This is a genomic window from Amycolatopsis albispora (genome assembly GCF_003312875.1).
Classification (GTDB): domain Bacteria; phylum Actinomycetota; class Actinomycetes; order Mycobacteriales; family Pseudonocardiaceae; genus Amycolatopsis; species Amycolatopsis albispora.
Window position 1 is genome coordinate 5410725 of record NZ_CP015163.1, and the last position, 21736, is coordinate 5432460.

26 protein-coding genes are annotated in these 21736 nt (G+C 68.1%); 7 read left to right on the top strand and 19 right to left on the bottom strand.

Annotated features, from left to right (window positions below):
- The first annotated feature begins 24 nt into the window (after window positions 1-24).
- Both A4R43_RS25415 and A4R43_RS25420 read left to right on the top strand, forming a co-directional pair.
- Complete coding sequence (locus A4R43_RS25415; protein WP_113694602.1) at window positions 25-492, top strand: hypothetical protein; 468 nt, start codon at window positions 25-27, stop codon at window positions 490-492.
- Window positions 489-794, top strand: a complete 306-nt coding sequence (locus A4R43_RS25420; protein WP_113694603.1) for a winged helix-turn-helix domain-containing protein — start codon at window positions 489-491, stop codon at window positions 792-794. The genes A4R43_RS25415 and A4R43_RS25420 overlap by 4 nt, the downstream gene beginning before the upstream one ends.
- 3 nt (window positions 795-797) lie before the next feature.
- Here A4R43_RS25420 and A4R43_RS44165 read toward each other — a convergent pair whose 3' ends face one another.
- The 7 genes from A4R43_RS44165 to A4R43_RS25455 all read right to left on the bottom strand — a co-directional run bounded on the left by A4R43_RS44165 (window position 798) and on the right by A4R43_RS25455 (window position 7310).
- Window positions 798-1451, bottom strand: a complete 654-nt coding sequence (locus A4R43_RS44165; protein ID WP_236808263.1) for a response regulator transcription factor — start codon at window positions 1449-1451, stop codon at window positions 798-800.
- A complete protein-coding gene (locus A4R43_RS44170; protein ID WP_113694604.1) occupies window positions 1436-2515 on the bottom strand; it encodes a hypothetical protein in 1080 nt (359 codons plus the stop codon). The genes A4R43_RS44165 and A4R43_RS44170 overlap by 16 nt, the downstream gene beginning before the upstream one ends.
- Window positions 2508-3629, bottom strand: coding sequence for a sensor histidine kinase (locus tag A4R43_RS25435; RefSeq protein ID WP_113694605.1), 1122 nt, complete (start codon window positions 3627-3629; stop codon window positions 2508-2510). Before A4R43_RS25435 ends, A4R43_RS44170 begins: the two co-directional genes overlap by 8 nt.
- A gap of 270 nt (window positions 3630-3899) precedes the next feature.
- Entirely contained in the window at window positions 3900-5096 is a 1197-nt protein-coding gene (locus A4R43_RS25440; RefSeq protein WP_113694606.1) for an ABC transporter permease, read from the bottom strand.
- Entirely contained in the window at window positions 5096-5749 is a 654-nt protein-coding gene (locus A4R43_RS25445) for an ABC transporter ATP-binding protein (RefSeq protein WP_113694607.1), read from the bottom strand. The genes A4R43_RS25440 and A4R43_RS25445 overlap by 1 nt, the downstream gene beginning before the upstream one ends.
- Window positions 5746-6804, bottom strand: a complete 1059-nt coding sequence (locus A4R43_RS25450; protein ID WP_113694608.1) for an efflux RND transporter periplasmic adaptor subunit — start codon at window positions 6802-6804, stop codon at window positions 5746-5748. The genes A4R43_RS25445 and A4R43_RS25450 overlap by 4 nt, the downstream gene beginning before the upstream one ends.
- Window positions 6804-7310, bottom strand: a complete 507-nt coding sequence (locus A4R43_RS25455; protein WP_113694609.1) for a hypothetical protein — start codon at window positions 7308-7310, stop codon at window positions 6804-6806. Before A4R43_RS25455 ends, A4R43_RS25450 begins: the two co-directional genes overlap by 1 nt.
- A 114-nt stretch (window positions 7311-7424) precedes the next feature.
- On the opposite strand from A4R43_RS25455, the gene A4R43_RS25460 reads away from it, so the two are divergent.
- Window positions 7425-8081 carry a response regulator transcription factor gene (locus A4R43_RS25460; protein ID WP_113694610.1) on the top strand — a complete coding sequence of 219 codons (657 nt, stop codon included), beginning with the start codon at window positions 7425-7427 and terminating at the stop codon, window positions 8079-8081.
- Window positions 8078-9280, top strand: a complete 1203-nt coding sequence (locus tag A4R43_RS25465; protein ID WP_236808264.1) for a sensor histidine kinase — start codon at window positions 8078-8080, stop codon at window positions 9278-9280. Before A4R43_RS25460 ends, A4R43_RS25465 begins: the two co-directional genes overlap by 4 nt.
- Here A4R43_RS25465 and A4R43_RS25470 read toward each other — a convergent pair.
- Window positions 9274-9873: an NAD(P)-dependent oxidoreductase gene (locus A4R43_RS25470; RefSeq protein ID WP_113694612.1), complete on the bottom strand. Its 600-nt coding sequence runs from the start codon at window positions 9871-9873 to the stop codon at window positions 9274-9276. The two genes, A4R43_RS25465 and A4R43_RS25470, sit on opposite strands and share 7 nt — an antisense overlap.
- A gap of 184 nt (window positions 9874-10057) precedes the next feature.
- On the opposite strand from A4R43_RS25470, the gene A4R43_RS25475 reads away from it, so the two are divergent.
- Window positions 10058-11353, top strand: a complete 1296-nt coding sequence (locus A4R43_RS25475) for a Fic family protein (protein WP_113694613.1) — start codon at window positions 10058-10060, stop codon at window positions 11351-11353.
- Here the strand turns inward: A4R43_RS25475 and A4R43_RS25480 are convergent.
- Complete coding sequence (locus tag A4R43_RS25480) at window positions 11350-11985, bottom strand: TetR/AcrR family transcriptional regulator (RefSeq protein ID WP_113694614.1); 636 nt, start codon at window positions 11983-11985, stop codon at window positions 11350-11352. The genes A4R43_RS25475 and A4R43_RS25480 overlap by 4 nt on opposite strands.
- Before the next feature lie 91 nt (window positions 11986-12076).
- On the opposite strand from A4R43_RS25480, the gene A4R43_RS25485 reads away from it, so the two are divergent.
- Complete coding sequence (locus A4R43_RS25485) at window positions 12077-12874, top strand: epoxide hydrolase family protein (RefSeq protein ID WP_113694615.1); 798 nt, start codon at window positions 12077-12079, stop codon at window positions 12872-12874.
- Here A4R43_RS25485 and A4R43_RS25490 read toward each other — a convergent pair.
- The 10 genes from A4R43_RS25490 to A4R43_RS25530 form a co-directional block, all read right to left on the bottom strand.
- Window positions 12831-14186, bottom strand: a complete 1356-nt coding sequence (locus tag A4R43_RS25490; RefSeq protein WP_236808265.1) for a tyrosine-type recombinase/integrase — start codon at window positions 14184-14186, stop codon at window positions 12831-12833. The genes A4R43_RS25485 and A4R43_RS25490 overlap by 44 nt on opposite strands.
- Before the next feature lie 29 nt (window positions 14187-14215).
- On the bottom strand, window positions 14216-14425 hold the full coding sequence (locus A4R43_RS25495; RefSeq protein ID WP_113694617.1) for a helix-turn-helix transcriptional regulator: 210 nt from the start codon (window positions 14423-14425) through the stop codon (window positions 14216-14218).
- A 23-nt stretch (window positions 14426-14448) separates the two neighbouring features.
- Window positions 14449-16197 (bottom strand): replication initiator, encoded by a 1749-nt coding sequence (locus A4R43_RS25500; protein WP_418190855.1) that lies wholly within the window; start codon window positions 16195-16197, stop codon window positions 14449-14451.
- Between the two features lie 32 nt (window positions 16198-16229).
- Window positions 16230-17792, bottom strand: a complete 1563-nt coding sequence (locus tag A4R43_RS25505) for an FtsK/SpoIIIE domain-containing protein (RefSeq protein ID WP_113694618.1) — start codon at window positions 17790-17792, stop codon at window positions 16230-16232.
- Window positions 17793-18042: 250 nt separating this feature from the next.
- Window positions 18043-18294, bottom strand: coding sequence for a helix-turn-helix domain-containing protein (locus A4R43_RS44810; protein WP_113694619.1), 252 nt, complete (start codon window positions 18292-18294; stop codon window positions 18043-18045).
- Window positions 18295-18297: 3 nt separating this feature from the next.
- Window positions 18298-18525 (bottom strand): helix-turn-helix domain-containing protein, encoded by a 228-nt coding sequence (locus A4R43_RS44175; RefSeq protein WP_113694620.1) that lies wholly within the window; start codon window positions 18523-18525, stop codon window positions 18298-18300.
- Window positions 18522-18839, bottom strand: a complete 318-nt coding sequence (locus A4R43_RS25520; RefSeq protein ID WP_113694621.1) for a helix-turn-helix domain-containing protein — start codon at window positions 18837-18839, stop codon at window positions 18522-18524. Before A4R43_RS25520 ends, A4R43_RS44175 begins: the two co-directional genes overlap by 4 nt.
- Window positions 18836-19219, bottom strand: a complete 384-nt coding sequence (locus tag A4R43_RS42910) for a hypothetical protein (protein WP_162788598.1) — start codon at window positions 19217-19219, stop codon at window positions 18836-18838. The genes A4R43_RS25520 and A4R43_RS42910 overlap by 4 nt, the downstream gene beginning before the upstream one ends.
- Before the next feature lie 32 nt (window positions 19220-19251).
- Window positions 19252-19722 carry a hypothetical protein gene (locus A4R43_RS25525; protein WP_113694622.1) on the bottom strand — a complete coding sequence of 157 codons (471 nt, stop codon included), beginning with the start codon at window positions 19720-19722 and terminating at the stop codon, window positions 19252-19254.
- 33 nt (window positions 19723-19755) lie between these two features.
- Entirely contained in the window at window positions 19756-20007 is a 252-nt protein-coding gene (locus A4R43_RS25530) for a hypothetical protein (RefSeq protein ID WP_236808267.1), read from the bottom strand.
- A 184-nt stretch (window positions 20008-20191) separates the two neighbouring features.
- On the opposite strand from A4R43_RS25530, the gene A4R43_RS25535 reads away from it, so the two are divergent.
- Window positions 20192-21349, top strand: a complete 1158-nt coding sequence (locus A4R43_RS25535; RefSeq protein WP_236808268.1) for a helix-turn-helix domain-containing protein — start codon at window positions 20192-20194, stop codon at window positions 21347-21349.
- The last annotated feature ends 387 nt before the right edge of the window (window positions 21350-21736 follow it).

A 21736-nucleotide genomic window follows, 5' to 3' on the forward strand; every position in this document is an offset into this window, starting at 1 on the left:
GAAGTTGCGGGACGGAGGAAGGTCATGCCTGACCGGTCTGAGCTGGACCAAGTCGCCGAAGCACGTCGCCGGATTGCGGCCCACGCCCGGTTTCCCGTCGCCTACTGGGTGTTCTACGGGGTCGTGCTGGTGCTGCTCGCGGGGTTGCCGATCTGGATGACGTGGCTGCGCCCGGCCGACAGCACCTACGTGACCTGGGCGATCGCCGCGATCGGCATCGGGTCGGCGATCTACTCGTGGGCCCGTCGCCGCCGCTCCGGCGTCCACCTCGCCAAACGGATCAGCGCGTATCCCAGCGCCCGGCCGAGCTGGCTGGTCGGTATCGGCGTCACGCTGGCCGGGTTCGCCGGCATCTACGCGCTGGTCGAGCACGGGCAGCGCGGGCTCGCGTTCCTGGTGCTCCCGGTCGTGGCGCTCGTCGTGTTCGTCGCGCAGGTCAAGACCCGGTCCGCGATGTACCGGGACATCGAAGCCGGCCGGGTCCGGCTGTGACCGAACCGGGCACGGGCCGGGACCCGATCTTCGAGACCGGGCCACGGCTGGCGCTGTGCGCGCTGCTGCAGGGCGCCGAGTGGGTCGACTTCGCCACCGCGCGCGACATGCTGGGCGTGAGCGACTCCGCGATCTCCAAGCACAGCCGCACTCTCGAAGAGGCCGGCTATCTCGAGGTGCGCAAAGGCTCGGTGGGCCGTCGGCCGCGGACCTGGTTCCGGCTGACCAAAACCGGTCACGTCGCGATCCGCGGCCACCTCGACTGGTTGTCCCAGCTGCGCCACGCCCTCGACGCGCCCTGAGCCTCAAAGGTCTTCGAGGCGCACCAGCCCGTCCTGGATGGCGCGGGCGACCAGGCCCGCTTTGGTCGGCGCGGCACGTCCCGCGTTGGCGTACTTGATCCGCACGCGGTCGATGTACGAATTCACCGTGCGCACCGAGAGCCCGAGCTTTTCGGCGACCATGTCCTTGGACTCGCAGGCAAACCAGTTGACCAGCACGTCCACTTCGCGGGCGCTCAGGCGCGGCCGGTCGGGCCGGGTGTCCACGCCGATCGCCCTGGCCATCGAGGGCGGTGTGTACGGCAGGTGCCTGGCGGCGGCGTGGATCGCGGCGACCAGGTGCGCGGGCCCCTCGGCCTTGGTGAGATAACTCGACGCGCCGATGTCGAGGCAGGTCAGCGCGGTGTCCTTGTCGTCGCGCATGGTGTAGACCACGACCTGACGCCCGGCGTCGACCAGCCTGCGGAGATCACCGTAAGCCGGGGTCGGCGCACCCAGTTGCAGGTCGAGCACGATCACGTCGGCCTGGCTGCCGGGATCGAGCCAGGCGACGGCGACCGTGGGGCCGGAGTCGACCACCCGCACCTCCGGTGTCGCGGCGGCGCACCAGGCTTCGATGCCGCTGACGATGGCGGGGTGGTCGTCGATGACCACCGCGGTGATCAGTTCGTCGTCCACACGGCCTCCACCCAGTGCTTGCCGCCGGATTCGCGATGCGTGACGGCGACCGGCCCCGCCGACGCGAGCGGCGCGGGCGGTGGCGCGTCGGTCACCACGCTGACGGTCGCGGTGCCGGGCGCGCCCAGCACGGTCACCCTGGCCTCGGCCACGGTCGCGGCGAGGCAGGCCACCACCGGCTCGGTCAGCGCGCGGCGAACCGGGACGGGCAGCTCCGGCCGTTCGCCCAAGGTGCCGAGGAACACCGTGACTCCCTTGCGTTCGGCCACCTCCGCACAGGCACGCAGCTCGTGCAGCAGCGGATCGTCGACATCGTCGGTTTCGGCGAACAGGCGGCGCATCCTGGCCGCCTCCACCGCGTAGGACGCGCGGTCGCGCACCGGGGTTCCGGCGGCCAGCCGCGCCAGCAACGGCACGGTGGTGGTCGCCAGTTCCTCGAAGCGGGCACGGCGATCGCGGTGCAGCTGGTCGGCGACGGCCTCGGCGGTGCGGGTGCGTTCCTCCTGCGCGGCGGTTCGCTGGGCCATCCGGGCCATCCGGCTCAGCGCGGCCGTCGCCGCGGCCACGGTGAGCTGGTAGCCGAGCACCAGAATCGCCACGGTCGCCAGGCTCGCCAGCGTCAGCCGGTCGCTCTGCCCCACGACGATCAACTGCCCGAAGCTGAACACCTGGTGCGCGGCCAAGGCCAGCAACACCGCGGCGAACCGGTGGTCGGCGAGCAGCAGCAGGCAGAACCAGCCGATCGTGCCGTAGGACCATTCGGCTTCGGTGACCACGAGTTCCGCTGGCACGGCGAACACCGCGGCCGCCGACGCGGCGAACACCGCGGCGAGCGCGGGCCAGCGCGACCGGCCGAGTGGGCGGTCGCGCCAGATCCGCCAGCCCGCGAAAGCCAGAATCCCGCTCAGCACGGCAAAAGCGGCGACCTCCACCGCGAACGAGTGGTACACCTCGGCGTTGGCCAGCAGCAGCGGCAGGTTCAGGCCGAGCAGGGTGACCGCGGTGATCAGCAACGTCGCCAGGCGAAGGCCGCGGAACAGCTTGGACACGGTGAGTTCAGCCATGCGCCCACTCCAGCCGGACCGTCGTGCCGTGGCCGGGCGTGCTCCGCACCCGTGCCGTGCCACCGACTTCGGCCATTCTGTCCACAATGGACCCTGACAGCCCGTGCCGGTGCGCGGGAACCGACGCCGGGTCGAATCCCTTGCCACGGTCGGAAACTTCGACGCAAACGGCGTTCAACTCATGCCGCACGCTGATCACCGCGGAATCGACACCCGCGTGGCGTGCGACATTCTCCAGCGCCTCACCCACCGCACGGCACAACGCGACGGCCGGTGCCGCCGGGAGCCGGATCGGCCCGGTGGCCCGGATTTCGACCTCGACCGGGCGGTGCCGTGCGCTTTCGTCGAGCATTTCGACCAGGTCCACCTGGCCTTCCGGCAGTTCCGCGCGACCCGAGAGCGCCTCGAGATCACGCGCGGCACGCTCGGCCAGCCACGGCTCGCGGCCGGTGACCATGCCGGTGCCGACCGCCAGCAGGGTCGCGGCGGCGGTGTCGTGCATGGTGGCGAGGTGCTCGCGTTCGTCGGCACGGCGAGCGGCGGCGATCTCGGCCTCGCGGCGCACGCGCTCCCCCGCCGCCGTCCCGCGGTCGACCACCCGGCCGGCGTGACGCACCAGGATGCGCAGGCCACGGGACAGTCCGGCTTCCGCCAGCGTCCACAGCCCGAGCGGCAGCGACGCGGTCCACCCAGCCGGATCCGCGATCGCCGATCCCGCGAGATAGGCCGCGATCAGCACGAACGTGAGCACCAGGCCCGGCATCGGTTCGCACAGCCACTGGTGGCACACGGCGGTGATGGACACCGCGACCAGCACCCAGCTCGTGCTGTCGTGCAGCAGGACGACCGGGTCGATCCACCGCGCCCCAAGGCAAACCAGCGCGATGACCGCGGTGTCGAGCGCGAGCACCCTGGACGCGCGGGTCCAGTAGAAGGCGCTCCACAGCGCCAGCGCGACCACCACCGGCGCGGATCGTTCGAGTGGCACGGTCAGCAACGTCAGCGCGGCGACCGAGAGCAACACGGCCGTCCGCACCACCACCGCGTACCGGCGGCCGACCCGCTCGACCTCCCGCTCGGCGGGACCACCCGATGTGGGTTGATCGACCGGCACCGCGCCTCCATCACCCGCACTAGCTTCGGTTTTCCAGCCGACCATGGAGGAACGCGGTGGACCAGGTTCAGCTGGACGCACGCGACGTCGCGCTGCGCACCCAGGTCGAAGACATGCTAGCGGGCGGGTGCAAGCACGCCGCCGAGCCGAAACCGCTGCCCGGCCGAGGGGGCCGGACAGCGGCGGGCGAACCGGTCACCAGCAACACCGAATACACCCGGGCACTGGGGGTCGCGGCGGGGCCGTCGCTCCGGCGGCCCCGCCGCGTTTTCAGGGGGTGGCCAGTGCTTCCGTCGGGGACAGGCGGGACGCGCGGATGGCTGGGTAGAGCCCGGCCAGTGCGCCGATCAGCAGGGTGGCCGCGATGCCGCCGCCCAGGGACCAGGGTGGGATGACGGCGGGCCAGTCGCGGGAGAAGGCGTAGCCGACCGAGACGGCGGCGCCGAGGGCCGCGCCGCCGACACCACCAAGAGCGGACAGCAGCAGCGACTCGGCCAGGAACTGGCTTCGGATCCGGCCCCGGGTGGCACCCAGTGACCGGCGCAGGCCGATTTCCGCGCGCCGCTCGAGCACCGAGATGACCATGGTGTTCGCGACACCCACGCCGCCCACCAGCAACGCCACCGCGCCCACGCCCAGCAGCAGCCCGGTGAACGCCTCCGTCGCGGCCTGCTTCGCGGCCAGCGCGTCCGACGGCCGCGAGACCTCCACCTCGTTCGGCGCCTCCGGGTTCGCCGTAGCACCGAGGACCGCGCGCACCGCCTCCACCTGCGTTTCCTGCGAGCGCGTGTAAATGGTCGTCGGGTGGCCGTCGAACGACAACGCGGCCTCGGCCGCCGGCCAGCCGACCAGGGCCGCCGCGTCCAGTTCCGGGGCCAGCTCGGCCGGTTCGAGAATGCCGATCACGGTGAACCACTCACCGCCGATCAGCACCTGCGTGTCCGGCTGCGTGATGCCGAGACGCTCGGCCGCGACCGCGCCCAGCACCGTCGCGCGGTACGAACCCGTCGCGTCGTTGAGCCACGTCCCGCTCCGCACGCGCCCCGCGATCGTCGGCAGCAGGTCGCTGCGGGCCGCGTAGGCGGACAGCCCGTTCGTCTGCGACTCCGGGATCTTGTCGGTGCGGTACACCTTCGCGTCCTCGACCCGGCCGACCGCGGACAGCGACTCCACCGGCGAAATCCGCTCCGTCATCGCCTCCGACGCCAGCGGCAGCTGCGCCTGCTCCCCCATCATCGTGGTCCCCGGCCCGACGGTGAGCAGGTTCGTGCCCAGCGCGTCGAGCGTGTTGTCCAGTTCCGCCCGCGACGACGAGGAAATCCCCACCACGGCGACCATCGCGGCGATCCCGATCGCGATGCCCAGCGCGGACAGGAACGCCCGCATCGGCCGCGTCCGCAACCCGACCGCGCCCACCTTCAGCACGTCCCGCGGCCACATCCGCGCGGGTGCCAGCACGTCCGCCATCAGTCCACCAGCCTGCCGTCCCGCATCCGCACCTGACGCGGCAGCGACGCGGCGATGTCCCGGTCGTGCGTGATGATCACGACCGTGGTGCCCGCCGCGTTCAGCTCACGCATCAACCGCATCACGCCCTCCCCCGACGCGGTGTCCAGCGCCCCGGTCGGCTCGTCGGCGAGCAGCAGCGGCGGGTCCCCGGCCACCGCCCTGGCCACCGCGACCCGCTGCCGCTCCCCGCCGGACAGCTCGTGCGGGCGGTGGTCCATGCGGTGCGCCAGGCCGACCCGCTCCAGCGCCGCGCTCGCGCGCCGCCGCCGCTCCCCCGCGCGCAGGCCGGTGTACAGCAGGCCGTCCGCGACATTGTCCAAAGCGGACACTCCGGCGGCCAGGTGGAACTGCTGGAATACGAACCCGATCCGGCGCGCCCGCAGCACGGACAGCTTGGCGTCGGACAGCCTCGCCACGTCGTAGCCGTCGATGTGCACGTCCCCCGACGTCGGCCGGTCCAGGGTGCCCAGCAGGTTCAGCATGGTCGACTTCCCCGAGCCGGACGGCCCGACGATGGCGACCAGTTCCCCCTGCTCCACCCGCAGCGAAACCCCGCTCAGCGCGGCGACCCCGCCCGGGTAGTGCTTGCTCACGTCGGTCAGCGAGATCACTTCGGCACCCCCACCACGGTGCCTTCGGCCAGTCCTTCCCCGGTGATCTCCACGCGGCCGTCGGCGAACAGCCCGGTTTTCACCGGCACGTAACGGGTTGTGCTGCCCTCGACCACCTCCACGCCGAAGCCGCCTTCGGCCAGCGCGAGCAGCGCGGCCACGGGCACGGTCAGCACGTTCTCGCGCTTGTCCGCGGTGAAGGTGACATCGACCGAGGCGAGTGCGTAGGACTCGGCGGCCTGCTGGTCGTCAAAACCGACGATCACCTCCACCTTGGTCGAGGCCTCCTGGTTCTGCCCGTCGCCCGGCTGGATGATCGTGGACACCTCGTCCACCCGGCCGGCGATCTCCTTGCCATCGGGCAGTTCTATCCGCACCTCACTGTCCTTTTTGGCCAACCGCTGATCCGCGGGCTCCAACTCGACCGTGATCGCCTTCTCGACGCCGGTGTAGGACAGCACCTTCTGGCCGGGCGCCGCGGGTTCGCCCTGCTTCGCCTCGACGGTGTCCACCCGCACCTCGCCGTCCGCGAACACCACGCGGCCGAGTTCGACCACGCCCGTTTCGTCGAGCCCCAGGTCCTCCTGCCAGTTCGTCACCGCGGTCGCGGTGGCCGAGGTGAACTCGTCGTCCACGGTGAAGCCGGTGTAGCCGAGTTCACGCAGGTTTTCCTCCAGCTGACGCACATCCGGCCCTTCCACACCGTCGGCGAGATCGCGGTAGGCGGGCATCGAGCCGTACAGCAGGCTCACCGGCTTGTCGTCCACTTTGTACAGTGGCTGGCCGCGGGCGATCCTGGCGTCGCCGTCCGGGACGAAGGTGAGCGTGCCCGGCAGCCGGTTGCTGATCGTCGTGGTGGTGCCGTAACCGAGTTCACCGTCGGCTTCGCGTGAATCGTTGAGCGTCTGTCTCGACACCTTCGCCGTGCTGGGCGGCAGTTCGCTCGCCGCGGTGTCACCGGCCTGACTCTGCTGCTGGGTGAACACCAGCATGCCCGCCGTGGCCGCCCCGGCCACCACGACCACGGCCACCCCGGCCGCGACCTTCCGCCGCATCACTTGGCCTCCGGCAGCGCCATGATGTCCTTGCAGGCCTCCTGCGCCTTCTCGAAGTCCGGGTCCTCACCGATCTCCGGGGTGATCCGAATGCCCGGCTGGTTGGGGTCGGGGTCGGCGAACGCCTCCACCCCGTTGGCACGCATGCACTCGGCGAACTTGCGGGCGTTCTCCTGCATTTCCGGGCGCGCCTTGCCGTTCGCCTGCGGGCTGAACTCGCGGCAGGCTTCCTGCGCCTTGTCCACCACTTCCTTCGGCGTGTTCTTGTCCACCTTGAGCTGCACGCCCTTGCCGGGTTCGGGGTCGGGCATGTCCACGCCGTGCTCGCGCATGCACTGGGCGAACTTCACGCCGAGGTCGCCTTTGTCGGCGTCCGGCGCGGCGCTGGCCGGGGCACCGGTGGCCGGCTGCCCCGCCGAGGCCACCTGGTTCCCGCCGTCGTCGGCACCGCACGCGGTGAGCAGCAGGGTCAGCGCGGCAAAGGCGCCGAGGGTGAGCCGTCGCATCGGGTCCTCCAGTCGGTTGAATCGTCGGGAGGCATGCAACTCCGGCACCCGTTTCCAGGCGGTTTCCACGTTCGCTAACGGCGACGAAACACCTCGATCGGGGATCATGCGCGGATGAGGGTGCTGGTGGTCGAGGACGAACCGCTGCTCGCGGACGCGATCGCGGAGTGGCTGCGGGACGAGGCACACGCGGTGGACATCGCCTACGACGGCGGTCAGGCGCTCGAGCGGATCGGCGTGCACGCCTACGACGTGGTGGTGCTCGACCGCGACCTGCCGGTGGTGCACGGCGACGACGTGTGCCGCGAACTGGTCGGCTCGGCGGCCTCGGCCCGGGTGCTCATGCTGACCGCCGCCACCGAGATCACCGACCGCGTCGACGGCCTCGGGCTCGGTGCCGACGACTACCTGACCAAGCCGTTCGCCTTTCCCGAACTGGCCGCCAGGGTGCACTCGCTGGGCAGGCGGTCCCGGCCCGCCGCGCCGCCGGTGCTCAGCCGCGCGGGCATCAGCCTCGACCCGGCGCGCCACCAGGTGTTCCGCGACGGCCACTACGTGCCGTTGTCCAAGAAGGAGTTCGCCGTGCTGGCCGAATTGCTGCGTGCCGACGGGGCCGTGGTCTCGGCGGAGCTTCTGCTGGAAAAAGCCTGGGACGAGCACGTGGATCCGTTCACCGGCGTGGTCCGGCTGACCATTCTGAAGCTGCGGCGCAAGCTCGGTGAGCCTTCGGTGGTCGAGACGGTGACCGGTGTGGGATACCGGATCCCGTGACCGGCCTGCGCCCGCGCCGGGTCACGCTGCGAACCCGGCTCACGCTGATCTACGGCGGGTTGTTCCTGGTGGCCGGGCTGGTGCTGCTCGGCGTCACGTACGCGTTGTTCAACCAGCAGCTGACCGGGCCGAAGGTGCTCGCGAAAACCCAGCTGCCGCCCGATCCGGCGCAGCCCAGGAAACAGCACTTCGTGGTGATGACCGGCAACGGCGACATGCTGACCGGCGCGGGTGCCGAGCAGTGGATGAACGACCAGCAGAAGCAGCTCCGCGACGCGGCGGCGACCTCGCTGTTCACCCAGGGCGGCATCGCGTTGCTGGTGGTCGGCGGGCTGGCCGCCGGTTTCGGGTGGCTGGTCGCCGGCCGCGTGCTGGTGCCGTTGCACCAGGTCACCAACACCGCGCGGCGGATCGCCACCGCCCCGGCCGCGGACCGCAACCTGCACGAGCGCATCGCCCTACGCGGGCCGGACGACGAGGTGAAGGACCTGGCCGGGGCGTTCAACACGATGGTCGAGCGGCTCGACCGGTCGTTCGACGGGCAGCGCCGGTTCGTCGCCAACGCGTCACACGAACTGCGGACCCCGCTGACCGTGAGCCGTTCGCTGGTCGAGGTGGCGATGCACCGGAAAACCGCGTCACCGGACGTCAAGCAGCTCGGCGAGACGCTGCTGGAGATCAACACCCGGCACGAGCGGCTGATCAACGGGCTGCTGCTGCTCGCCGGTTCGGAGAACGAGATCCTGGACCGGCGGCCGGTGGACCTGGCCGACGTGGTGTCGCACGTGGTCGCGCAGACCGCCGCGGAGGCCGAGGCGGCGGGGATCGAGGTGCGCGCCGACGCCGGTGAGGCGATGACCACCGGCGACGCGCTGTTCCTGGAGCGGTTGGTGCAGAACCTGGTGGAGAACGGCATCCGGCACAACACCGGCGGCTGGGTGCACGTGGTCAGCCGGACCCGGGCAGACGGGCGGGCCGAGATCGAGGTGAGCAACACCGGCGCGGTGGTGCCGCAGTACGAGATCCCGGCGCTGTTCGAGCCGTTCCGGCGGCTGGCCACCGACCGCCTGGCCACCGCGAAGGGCGCCGGGCTGGGGTTGTCGATCGTGCGCTCGGTCGCGCGGGCGCACGGCGGCGAGGCCACCGCGCGACCGCGGGACGGCGGGGGTCTGGTGGTTTCGGTCGTGCTGCCTCAGTGAGCCACTGAGAAGCGTTGGCGGCGGTGGGCGGGCTTGTCCAGCTCGTCGACGAAGGCGAGCGCGTAGTCGTCACCGCTGATGTTGTCGCCGATGATCTGGTCGCCGCCGACGCGGTAGCGGCCGAGCTTCTGGCCCGGGTTGAACGAGCCGAACGCGGGCGCAGGGCTGACGTAGAACCAGTCGACGTCGTCCGGGAGGGCGCGCAGGGCTTCGAGCACCCCGACGTGGGCCTGCGCCTCACCCTTGGCGAACGCGGGAAATCCGGGCGTGTCCACCAGCTGCGGGCCACCCGGCGCGACCTGGAGGCTGCCCGCGCCGCCGACCACACCGATCCGCGCGCCGGTCTTGGCCAGCGCCGGAACCGCGTCGGCCAGGCCCTTGCCGTCCGCGGGCGCGGCGGGCACCGCGACGACGACGGCGTCCGCGCCCTTGGCCACGTCCAGCACGAAGGACTCGTCGTGCACGGACCCGGCGGTGATCCCGGCGCCGGGCTTGCGGGCCACCCTGACCACGTCGTGGCCACGCCCCTCCGCCTCGGCGGCGATCTTGCCGCCGGCGTACCCGGTCGCGCCGAACACCACAATCCTGGCCATCGCTTCACTCCTGTGTCGAGGTCGGGCTCAGCTCCACGCTAATCGCGAGCACGCCTGTGGCAGGGCCCGACAACCCCACCTCTAGGGGATTCCCGGTTACCTTGCACAGCACGGGCCGCCAATTAAAGTTTGATACCCTAAACCTTAATTGGCGAGGGCTTGATGCAAGGATAGGGAGCTTCGCGTGGCCGAACTGCACGACGAGCACTGGGAGCCGTCGTTCGACGGCCCCACGCGAAGTGCGCGCAAGGGCGGCCGGTATCGGACCTATTGCCCGGACGAGCTGGCGGAACGACCGTTGTCGATCGACACGGCGCTCAGCTTCCGCGCCCAGGAGGTCGAAGCAGGCGTTCGCCGGCTCGCGACCTCACCGCGCTCGAGGTGCCTCGAAGGCCTGGCTCGGTTCCTGCTTCGCTCGGAGGCGCTGGCGTCGTCCCGGATCGAGGGCCTGCAGGTCTCGGCCCAGCAGGTCGCGCTGGCCGAACTCGCCCAGACCGATCAGACGGTGACCCGCGGCTTCACCGGGAACGCGGCACTGGTGGCGAACAACATCCACACCCTCAAGCAGGCGACCACGGCGCTCGCGGCCGCGCCGCGGCTCGACATCCCCGGCATCGACGCGTTGCACCACGCGCTCCTGCCGGACGAAAAGCACCAGGGTCTCCGAACCGTCCAGAACTGGATCGACGGGAACGACTGGAGTCCGGTGGGTGCGGACTTCGTGCCGCCGAGCCCGGAGCTGGTCGAACCGCTCATGCGTGACCTGGCCGGCTATCTCAACGGTGGCGCACACGCCCCGCTCGTCCAAGCCGCACTCGCGCATGCCCAGTTCGAAACCATCCACCCGTACACCGACGGCAACGGCCGAGTGGGCCGGGCACTCATCCACACCGTGCTCGTGCGCCGCGGCCTCACCCCGGCGGCGGTGCTCCCGATCAGCCTCGTCCTCCTGACCCATTCCCGCGCCTACCTCGACGGGCTGAACGCCTACCGTTATCTGGGCACGCCGACCTCGGCGGCAGCCAAAGCCGGCGTCTCGGCCTGGCTGGCCACCTTTCTCGAAGCGGCGGCCGCCGCGACCACGCAGGCAGGCAAGTTCACCGACGCGATCGAAGACCTCACCCGGAACTGGCAGCGCCGCCTGGCCGAGTACCGCTCCGGGCAGGGCGTCCGAAGCCAGCCGCGCGCCAACTCGGCCTCGGCGAAACTGCTGGTCGCACTCCCGGAAATCCCGGTGCTCACCACCAGGACGGCCGAACGCGCGCTCGGCGTGTCGTTCCCCGCCGCCCGCACCGCGCTGGAGGAGTTCGCGGAGGCCGGGATCCTGAAGCGGAAGCAGGTCGACCGTGGCACCACCGGCTATCTCGCGAACGAGGTGTTCGACCTGCTGACCTTCGCCGAACGCGAACTGGCCAGCACGCAGTGGGACACGCGGAAGGTCAAACCCGGCCGGGTTGTTCCGGCACGTCCGCAGGGTTAGGGCTGCCACCGGCCGCTCAGTTCGCCCGGTTTGGGGGCCGGGCCGGGCAGGGGGTCGTCGTTCGTGGTGGTCAGGGTGCGCAGCAGCATGGCCAGCACGCGCCGCCGTAGTTCGCGGGTGCGGTCGGGGTCGTCGAGCCGGATGGCGGAGCAGGCTTCCAGGGTGAGCCCGATGTCCTGCGCCACCGCGTCCTGGCGCACCGCGCCCGCGTCTTTTGCCCGCGAAAGCAGGGTGGCCGCGAGTTCGTTGGACCGCATCGCGTCCGCGCCCATCTCCTCGGTCGGGGTGAAGGTGCCCGCCAGGTGCACGGTCAGCGAGTGCACGTCGGCCTCGACCACGCGCTCGACAAAACCGGTGAACGCCGTCGCCGGGTCCGGGTCCGCCAGCGCGGCTTCGGCTTCGGCGTTGTACCGGCGCAACCCCTCGTGGCACAGGTGCCGCAGCAGGTCCTCCTTGCCGGGGTACCGCCGGTACAACGCGCTGATGCCGACCCCGGCGCGCTTCGCCACGGCCGACACCGGCGCCTTCGGATCGGCCAGGAACACCTCGCGCGCCGCGTCCAGAATGATGCCGTCGTTCTGCGCGGCCTGCTGACGGCGTCCCGACAGCCCGCTGCCCTGCGTGGTTGACATGCCACCCAGACTAACACTGGAACAGATCGTTCCGCTCTGCTACAGTTCGAACAGAACAAAGCATTCCGTTCCACTCTTCCGAGGAGACACCATGATCCGCCCCTTCCGCATCGACATCCCGCAGACCGCGCTCGACGCCCTCGCCGACCGCCTCGAAAACGCCCTCCTGCCGAACGAGATCCCCGGCACCGGCAGCGCGTACGGCATGCCGGTCGACCGCGTCCGCGAGCTGGTGCGCTACTGGCGCGAGGAGTTCGACTGGCGCGCGCTGGAGGCGCGGCTGAACGCGTACCCGCAGTTCACCACCGAGATCGACGGCGAGGACATCCACTTCCTGCACGTCCGCTCGTCCCGCGAGGACGCGACGCCGCTGGTCCTCAGCCACGGCTGGCCGGGCACGATCCTCGAATACCTCGACGTCATCGAGCTGCTGACCGAGCCGGCCGACGGCCCGGCGTTCCACCTGGTCATCCCGTCGCTGCCCGGGTTCGGCTTCTCCGGCCCGACCCGCTCCCCCGGCTGGAACCGCTACCGCACCGCCCGCGCCTGGGCCGAGCTGATGAGCCGCCTCGGTTACCAGCGCTACGGCGCGGTCGGCAACGACGGCGGTTCGCTGATCTCACCGGAGATCGCGCGGATCGATCCCGAGCACGTGATCGGCGTGCACGTGACGCAGCTGTTCTCGTTCCCGTCGGGCGATCCCGCCGAAATGGCCGACCTCAGCGAGGCCGACCAGGCCGCGCTCAGGCACCTGCAGTGGTTCTACGACTTCTCTAGCACATACCCGTTGACCTGCATCTTTGCCTTTGAGAGCCCTCTCAGGCCGTCACCAGGCCGTCCGAGGATCATCCGGCGGCAGACCTTTGCTTCGGAACGAAGACCGTGTTGACGGCAGAACGAGCCCGCGCATGACTAGACGGCACCAGGTGCGTGTAGATCTTCAGGGTGTAGCCGGGATCATGGTGGCCCAGATACTCCGCGACCTCCTTAATGGAAACGCCGTTAGCGAGCCACACGGAAGCGCAGAAATGGCGCATTGCATGCATTCCGTCTCGATAGGGAGTGTAATCGAGACCAGCGGCATCGAATGCATCTTTCCAAACATCATATGTGAAATTGGCGCCATCGATAACGTCTGGCACACGCTCACCAAAGTACCTAGTGCGCGGCTTCGCTTTCCTAATCAGCAGATTAACAGTCACGGGACGGCCATTCGGTTCCAGCCAAGGCAACGTGACCGAAACGGGATCAAATTGCTCTAAATGCTTATCAACCTCCCCAAGAACGCCTTCCCCAAGGGGAACTTCGCGAGTCTTACCGCCTTTAGGCGGAGCAAATACGGGCCTATTGTCTACCCACCTAATTTGCCGTTGAACCCGGACAATCATCTCTTCGCGGTTAATATCGTCAGGGCTAAGCCCGAAGATTTCCATCTGCCTAAGAGCTAGACCCGCCCCCAATGGCACGATTACGGAATACTCCCGCGGCAACGCGAGCTGAACCGAACGCACGCGACTATTCGACCACGGCACTACTTTTTTCTGCTCCCCCTTGGGCTTCTTAATACTCTTCACTTTACACGGATTCCGCCGAATCTTCCTGTCGTCGCACGCAGATTGCAGGATCGCCGATACGATCCCGAACAGAAGCGCCCGATAAGAAGCTTGAAGCCCTCTCCCGCCTTCAGATTTCGGCTTCTCCATCCATTCTAGCCAGTTCCTGATAGTGTCCGTCTTCTCGACAACGGAAAGTGACTTATCGCCCAGGAATGGAAAAATTCCCGTCTTAAGCTTGCTGTTCACTGAGTGTCGAGTAGAAGCATCCGAAGACTGCCCCTTGAGCCATTGCGCAGTGTACTTCCGGAAGGTCACATCCCCAGCGTTCGGGTCGATGTACTCGCCGGATAGAACATCGTGCTGCATCTTGAGCAGAAAGTCATCAGCCTTGCCCTTCGCCTTATCCGGGAAGGACTTGCTACGCTCGTTATTTTCCTCATCGTAGTAATGAACCTTATAGCGCAGCCCCTTCCCGTAAAGCTCGGTCTTCTCTCGAACAGGGCGACCGGTGCTCGTGTACATGAGCTTGTTATTGGCGTCTTTCTTGTGCCTATACCATCGATCCTGAACATGGCCTTTCATGTTGACCTTTCCATTAGGCAGAGTTTCAACGCTTCCCGTGTCTCTGCCACTGAACAGAGACACGGGAAGCGTGTGGGCAATTCCGATTTGATTTACGTCATGCCGGAGTCCGCGAGTTGCGACACCCAGGCTTGCACCGCGTCCGGCAGGTAGCGGACATGTTTGCCCATCTTGACCCAGCGCGGCCCGTAGTTCTTCGTTCTCCATTCACGCAGAGTCTTTTCCGGGATGCCCAGGAATTCGGCCAGGTCATCCGGAGTCCACAGTGCCTCTACGGTGAGAAGCCGTGTCCGTGTGCTCATCGGGTCCCCCTTCCCGCGTGCGCTCAAGCAGCCTCCCGCCGTGTTGCCGAAGTTTCCAGACCGTCTCCGCCTGGTGGTCCCTGCGCGGCGAGTAGTGCCCGGTCGTATTCGGCGCGCCAGGAGATCCGCTCCGCGATGGCTCGCAGGATCAGGTGGTCACGCGGGGGCAGGTGCGGGTCCGAGGACTCGACCTTGCGCCAGACGAACCGGGCCGGGTCCGGCTGGGCCTTGACGATGCCAACCCCGGCCAGCATGTCCATCACATACTTCTGGCGGTCCGCCTTGTGATCGGCCACCGTCTTGCCCGACCACCTGCGCGAGACGAGCACTCGACGCCCAGGCAGGCCCAGAGTCGCCCGCCTGTGCGCGCGGCCCCGGCAGTGACCGGGAACCGTCTTCGAGCTGGCTCCCTTGGGCACGATGCCGTAAAGCAGCCACACCGCGCACCGAGGCGAACACGGAGTCACGGCCAGCTCAGCGTGAAGCCGGTCATGGTGGTCGGCCTGGCGGGCGGACTCGGCCGCCACAACCTCCCCTGTGGACTTGGTGAGGTACTTCGTCAGGTAACCGATGTGCCGCCCGGATTCCTCAGTGCCGCCAAGGATTCCCTTGGAGTGCACCTGCGGGCCGAAGCGCACCACATGCGCCGGTTCGGTCAGGTCTTCTAGTGCGTCCTCCCACTCTGTCAAGGGTTCCCGGGTTTCGGGGTCTACAAAGGACTTCGGGCGCGGGTCCCACAGCGGCATCCGGTCGCCGTAGACGATCTGGTCATGGTTGGGCCACCACACCTGGTGGTAGGTGGCTTCGGTGACCATCCGGATGACCTCATGGGAGATCGAGCCCCGTAGCGCGGTGTGCAGGTGCGGAGCCGCCCGTTTCTGCGGTTCCACGGTGGCGAAGTACTGCACGTCCCAGCCCACGACCCGCCGTAGGTTCTGCCACCACCGGTCGATCAGCGCCGAGAAGTGCACCGCGTCCCGCGCTGCCCGCCGGTAGTCGTACTCCGCCGGGTTGACCGGGGCACCGTCGCCGCCGACACGGCCGTAGGTGTCGCAGGTCAGCGTGACGAACATCGACGGCCGGAATCGCCCAGCGAACTCCCGGCCCACGGTGGTCTTGGCGACCTTGCGCCGAGGCAGGTTCGGAGCATCCTGCCGCCGCCGCGTGGACCGCTTCACCGCCGCCCGTGTCGGCAGGTCAGGCGAGGGCAGGCGCCCGCGCATCCCGAGTTGCCGAAGTTCTTCGTCCACCGAGCTGATTTCTTCGCGCAGCTCCGCCGCCTGCGCCCGATCTTCGTCGGTCACCTCCTTCCCATCTCCGGCGAGCGCGGCGCGGTAGTGCGCCACCAGGTCCGCCCGCAGCTCCATCAGCTCTGTCTGTGCCTGCGACGGTGGGTGCACCTCGTCGGCCGGAGGTTCGGTGTCGCGGTGCCACCCTTCCCGGCACTGGGCCTGACGCAGCGCCTTGGCCTTGCGCGCACACGGAAGGCACACCGATTCCACCGTCGAGCCACACGGCATCGGCACGTACCGGAGTTCTCCGGTGTCCGTGTCGCCTACCTCCATCGTGAACGGCCGGACGCACACCCCGTGCTTCTCCGCCGTCGCCCGCACCACGTCAGCGGCGAGCGGCGCTAGCTCGCGGCGCACACCTTCCCGCGGCTTGCTCTGCGGTGGCTGGGGGCTGACCTGGACGGCAGAGGCGGACACCGACCCGGCACCGGTCACCGATGCTGGCGAGTCCGCCTCCGCCGGCCCGGCAGCCGCGCCCATCTCCTGACCCTGCGCCCACACCTCCTGCTCAGTCATCGGCGCACCCCCTCAGCACGCACCACACGCGTGTTCGCGCCCTCGTTGGTGACGTAGCGCTCGAACGCCTTGATGCGTTCGTCGGAGACCCAGCCAGCACGCACCCGTACCGGTTCCCGCAGGCCCTCACCCCAGACGAACCCGACACCGGGGGCGTCCTCGCTGATCCGGTTCGCCCACGCCCCGCGTTCCCACGCGCCCTCACCCAGGGCAAGGCCCACGTGGGTCTTCGAGGTCACGCGCAGACACACCCGGCGGGGGAACAGCTCCCGCACCGGCACCGTGTCTTTCGTCGGCTCCTGCACGTAGCCGCGTGCGGTCACCCCGAGCGCGCGGCCCTGGGTGGTGATGATCGCGACCTTCTCCACAATGGACTCGCGGGTCTTGCGGTCCACGTACCGCGTCAGCGCCCCGATTTCGTCGATGTCCAGCACCTCTAGCGGGTGCTCGATCGAGATCGGGACGGACCGCAGCAGCCCGGCGAACTCCCGCTTACGGTCCTCCATCACGCCCAGCAGGTCATCCAGGACCGCGAGAGCGTCCTTTCCGGACACCGCGTACCGGGTGTAGATCCCGCGTCCGTAGGCGAGCTCCATGCCCTTGGGATCGATGCCGGAGAGCCGGACCACGCCGGTACGGATGGGGCCTGCCACCGAGATCAACGGCGACCACATCACCGAGTTCTTCCCCGCGCCGGTCGCGCCGACCACGAGCGTGTGCGCACCGGGGCCGGTCAACGGCACCGACCACACCCCGCCGTACTCCGTGCGCCCAGCAGGCACCCGCCGCAGGTCCACCCCATCGACCGGTCCGCCCGGCTCAGGCAGGTCCGCACACGCCACGGGATGGGCCAGCAGGTCCCGCCGCTGGAAATCCAGCGAGACCACGTTGGGTGCCAGCTCGCGCACCTGACAGCGCGAGACCTTCCGGGCCGAAGCCAGCGCCCGCGCCGCGTCATCGAAGTCCTCGGGCTTTTGCCCCGGCACCAGCTCAACACGCACCTCATCCCACGAAGCGCCCGAGCGCACACCGAGCAGGCGAGGCACTCGCACCCCACCGCCCGTGGCAGACTCCGAGGACAGCTTGCGACGGCCGACCAGGTTCACCGTCACGTGCACCGGTACCGCCGACTCCGACACGGCCAGCCCGCACGCACGCAGCCAGCCCGGCAGCTTGCGCCCGTAGAGCGCCCACCGCAGCCACCACGCCCGCAGGAACCGGCCGCACCAGTGATCGAACGGCACCGGCCGCCACAGTCGTCCGACGATGAGCACCAGGCCCACCGCCCCGGTAGTGATGGCCAGCGAGAACCAGCCCAGCCAGTGACACCAGGCCGCCACCGCCAGCACGGCCAGCGTGGTCCGCCAGCGCGTCACGAGCTGCGAGCCCAGCCACCACGCCGCGCGGCCGAGCGCGTACAGCGCCGCACTGACCGCGACCAGACCGGCCAGCGTTTCGGCCACCGCAGCGAAGGCCCGGCCGACCTTGGCCAGCACCCACACCACCACGGCCAGGCCGCCCGCACCGAGCAGCCACATCCCGATTGAAGATCCATTCATCGGGCACCACCCGCCCCGAAAAGATCACAGGGCATTCGGGTGACCCCGGCTAGCAACGTATTGTTGTCATCGTTTATCGTTAGCAACGTTCATCTCCGGGTGAACAGGCGCAGAAGCGGTTGAAGGTTGGTAGCCAGATGGCCGCTTCTGCGTTTTTTAGGGTCATTTTTTGCGCACAAGGACGTGTTTATATACGGCACGTCCCTGCACGCGACTTGATCAATTTCTGTTCAGTTGTTCGCCGTGGATGTCACGACCCAGTGCAGTCCCTCACTCCTTCCTTGGCCTTCGAGCAGTCCTCGGACAACGCGCACGCAGCGGAGTTCCGCTCCGGCGGTTCGACCTCCAAGCCCTGACCCCGCAGCATCCCGTAGACAAACCCGCACGTCTGTCCGATGCTGCGCGCCATCTCCGAAATCGACTCACCAGCCTGGTAGCGCCTACGCAGACCCCAAGCCAGCGGCCCAATCTCGTGTTGCCGAAACTGCACCCGCCTGGCCATTGGTCACCTCCTTCCCGAACGCATTTCGCGCACTAGCTTCTGGCTCCCGCCCCCACGCGCCCGCAGCGCCGCGCCGGACTCAGCCAGCAATTGGTGCACCGCCCCGTACGAGCGCCCGGTTTCGTCAGCCAGTTCACGAACCGTCGCCCCCGATTCGTAACGGCGCCTGAGTTCTTTGCCGACCTCCGCGCGCGCTTCCCCGGTAACACGAAAGTGCTTTTCAAACTTCATTGCTTGGCGACCCACATTGTCACTTCCTTTCGGGCCTGCTGCGGCTCCAGTGCTTCAACTTCCCGCGCCAGGCGCGACATCATCTCTTCCCGGGGTATATCCAGTACGTCAGCCAAACGAAAAAGCGCACGCAGCTTGAAAACGAATGCCTCCGCACTGAGGCGGCACTCAATATTGCGCAAGGTGCGCACACTCAACTTGGCCAACCTCCCCGCGACCTCCAACGATTTGCCCTCCTCGTGGCGACGAGCCCGCAGCCAGGCTCCAAAGGGCGCGTCATCGCTGACCAGTGCGGCCGCTTTCCTCTGGCTCACCGCGCACGCTCCCTGTTTCCTGCACGCAGCCCGAGGCGGGAGGCGTTCGGCTCACTCACCGCTTCCAGGCGAGGCCGGACAGGCGGGGAGCTGTCGCCCAGCTCCCCAACCTGCCCCGCCGCCACAGCGGCCCAGCGCTGCGCCTGATCGGTAAACGCCTGCGCGGCCGACTCCACCGCCGCCACCACCCACCACGGCGGTTTGTGTTCGCCTGCCAGCACTGCCCGCCACGCCTGCGCCAACTCGGCCGACACTCGCGAATAACGTTCGACCACATCACGCGGAGCTGGCCGCAGCCGCGTCATGTCATTCGAGGCGTACTGGTACTCCTGGTAAAGCCGCTCCCACTCTCGAACTCTTACCCACTGTGGCTGGACCACGACACCGGTTCCCTTCGCTGGTACGCCGACCGCTACGCGGCCTTACTTGCGCCATCCGAACCGGCCCCGTCCGCGCTGCGGCCTGCCGACTTGCCACCCGCACCCGAACGGACCGCCTTGAAGCCGGTCGCCCGGAAGATGAAGCCCTGGTACTTGAACTCACCCTGACCCATCACCCGGGGCTCCGCCGTCAGCCCCTCCAGCTCCACCGGCCGAATCCCCGGAATCAGCTCGGTTGTCGTCGGTACCGGCTGCACATCAGCCAGCAAGGTCACTTCGAACGACGCCCGCTTCGCCTTCTCTTCGTCCGGGTCCGTCGCGGTGAACTTCCACTGTCGCAAACCGGTCACCTCATCTACGCGTTGCCGAACCGGACGATTCTGCGCCTTATCCTCTCGTGACTGGAATTCGTTGTCCGGCGATACTTCGCCCGTCATCACAAGTCCCCGCGGGAACGCCTCATCGAACGAAATTGTGAACCGGTGACCCCTATTGATAGCCATACGATTTGAAGCCCTTCTGTAGACCTGTATTGGTTAGCTGCTTGCTTCTTGGGCAATTTCCTTCGTCATGTACTCATCGCAGATCTGCGAAAAGCGAATTGCGTTGCGGGCTAGGTCCCTTGCGAAATGGGCAGCCAGTTCAGCACTTCCCGGCTCCTGGTCGATCTCCAGGACGGCCACGGCGTTCTGGCCGACCTCGATGACCATGGACGGGCGCCCGGCCTGGTCGGTGGACACCTGGGCCGAGTCGCCGAACCTCGGCTGGACGATCACCCGCAGCGGCATGTCTCTCCCTCTCTCTACCTGCTGGTTTGGCACGTTCGTGCCCCTTGCTGATCACTTAACGCGGTAGACTGGGTGGAAGGCCACGAGATGCAGCGAGGCTGCATGACATGCGCATATGCGGGAGGTGAATGACCGGGTGGAATCCTTCGGTGACCTGCTGAAACGCCTGCGGTCCGCTGCGAAGATGACTCAGAGTGACCTTGCGTCGGCCGTCAATCAAAGTCAGAGCTGGATCAGCCGCGTCGAGTCGGGTCAGGTGGGCATCGACGCCGACAGCGCCAAGCGCCTCGATGACGTCCTGGGCACCTCTGGCACCCTCGTTGCCGCCCTGCTCAAGCAGCAGGAGGACCCATCGCCGATCGTTGTACCAGGGCGGGACACCTGGGCCTTCAGTGACCTTCTACGCAAGATACACAAAACGAACGTAGGGTCTGAAACGATCGATCAACTCCACGTCATCACCGAGCAACTTTGTTGCGAGTACGTATCGCGGTCCGCTGAAGATTTGCGCTTCGATGCCCACAAGCAGCTCGAATATGTTCAAGAGTTGCTGGCTGGTCCCACTTCACTTTCCGAGCACAGAGAATTGCTTGTCATTGCCGGATGGCTATCCTTGTTAATAGGTTGCGTCAATTATGACCTTGGCTTAGCGAGGGACGCAGAAGCCGCCCGCGCGGCGGCTTATCAATTAGGAAAGGAAGCAGGCCATGGTGAAATCATGGCCTGGGCTTTCGAAATGAGCGCCTGGTTCGCGCTCACGCAAGGGCGCCTTAAGTCTATCGCGGACTATTCCAGGGCCGGGCTTGAGGCGGCATCGAACGCCTCAGTGGCAATTCAACTGATTGGGCAAGCGGCCAAAGCGCAGGCGCGAATGGGGGATAAGAGCGCGGTTAGGCGCGAACTGGACAAGGGTGCTCACCTGCTGGAACGGCATGAACGCCCGCTCCGTCCGGAGAACCATTTTGTGGTGGATCCGTTGAAATGGGACTTTTATGAGATGGACTGCTACCGGATGGTCGGCGAGGACGAGCGCGCGGCGGAGCATGCCCATGAGGTGATCCGGCTGTCCGAGCGCCCGGACGGCACGGATCGAAGCCCGATGCGCGCAAGTGAAGCGCGCCTGACCCTGGCTACAACTTCGCTGCGCGCGGGCGACCTGGACGGGGCCGTAGAGTGGGCGCAGAAAGCGTTCAGTGCCGACCGGCAATCAGTACGTAGCCTGTCGCTGATAGCCGAAGAGCTGTACCAAGAGACCCAGGCCAAATATCGCACGGACCCGGCTGCCACGGCTTTGAGGGAAGTTATCGCGGCGTTCTACGCGAACGTAAACGGCCGGGTATAGCCACTGTCTCTCTGAGGCTGCTCATCCCGACTGATGCGCGTGGACGGCGCCCACCTTTTCGCGAAGCCTGCCGAATTTGGCTCTATGGGATCAAGGCGCCGCCGCCGTCGGCGCGCCCGTCACCCCGCGTCCGGCGGGGCCAGCCCTGGCGACACGGACGGCCTCCGCTCCGCTCTGGCCGCCGGTCGCGGGCGCCCCGCCGAACAGCAGGCCCCGCACGCGCGCCACCGTCACCGGCCCAGATGCCCAGACGGCCACCCGGACAGTCCACACTCAGCGCATCCGCCGACCACTTCCCGTGGCTGGCAACGCCCTGGGCGACGGGGACGGACACCGACCCAGCCCAAGACAGCATGATGCCCCGGCAGCCCACACCCCACAGGAGCT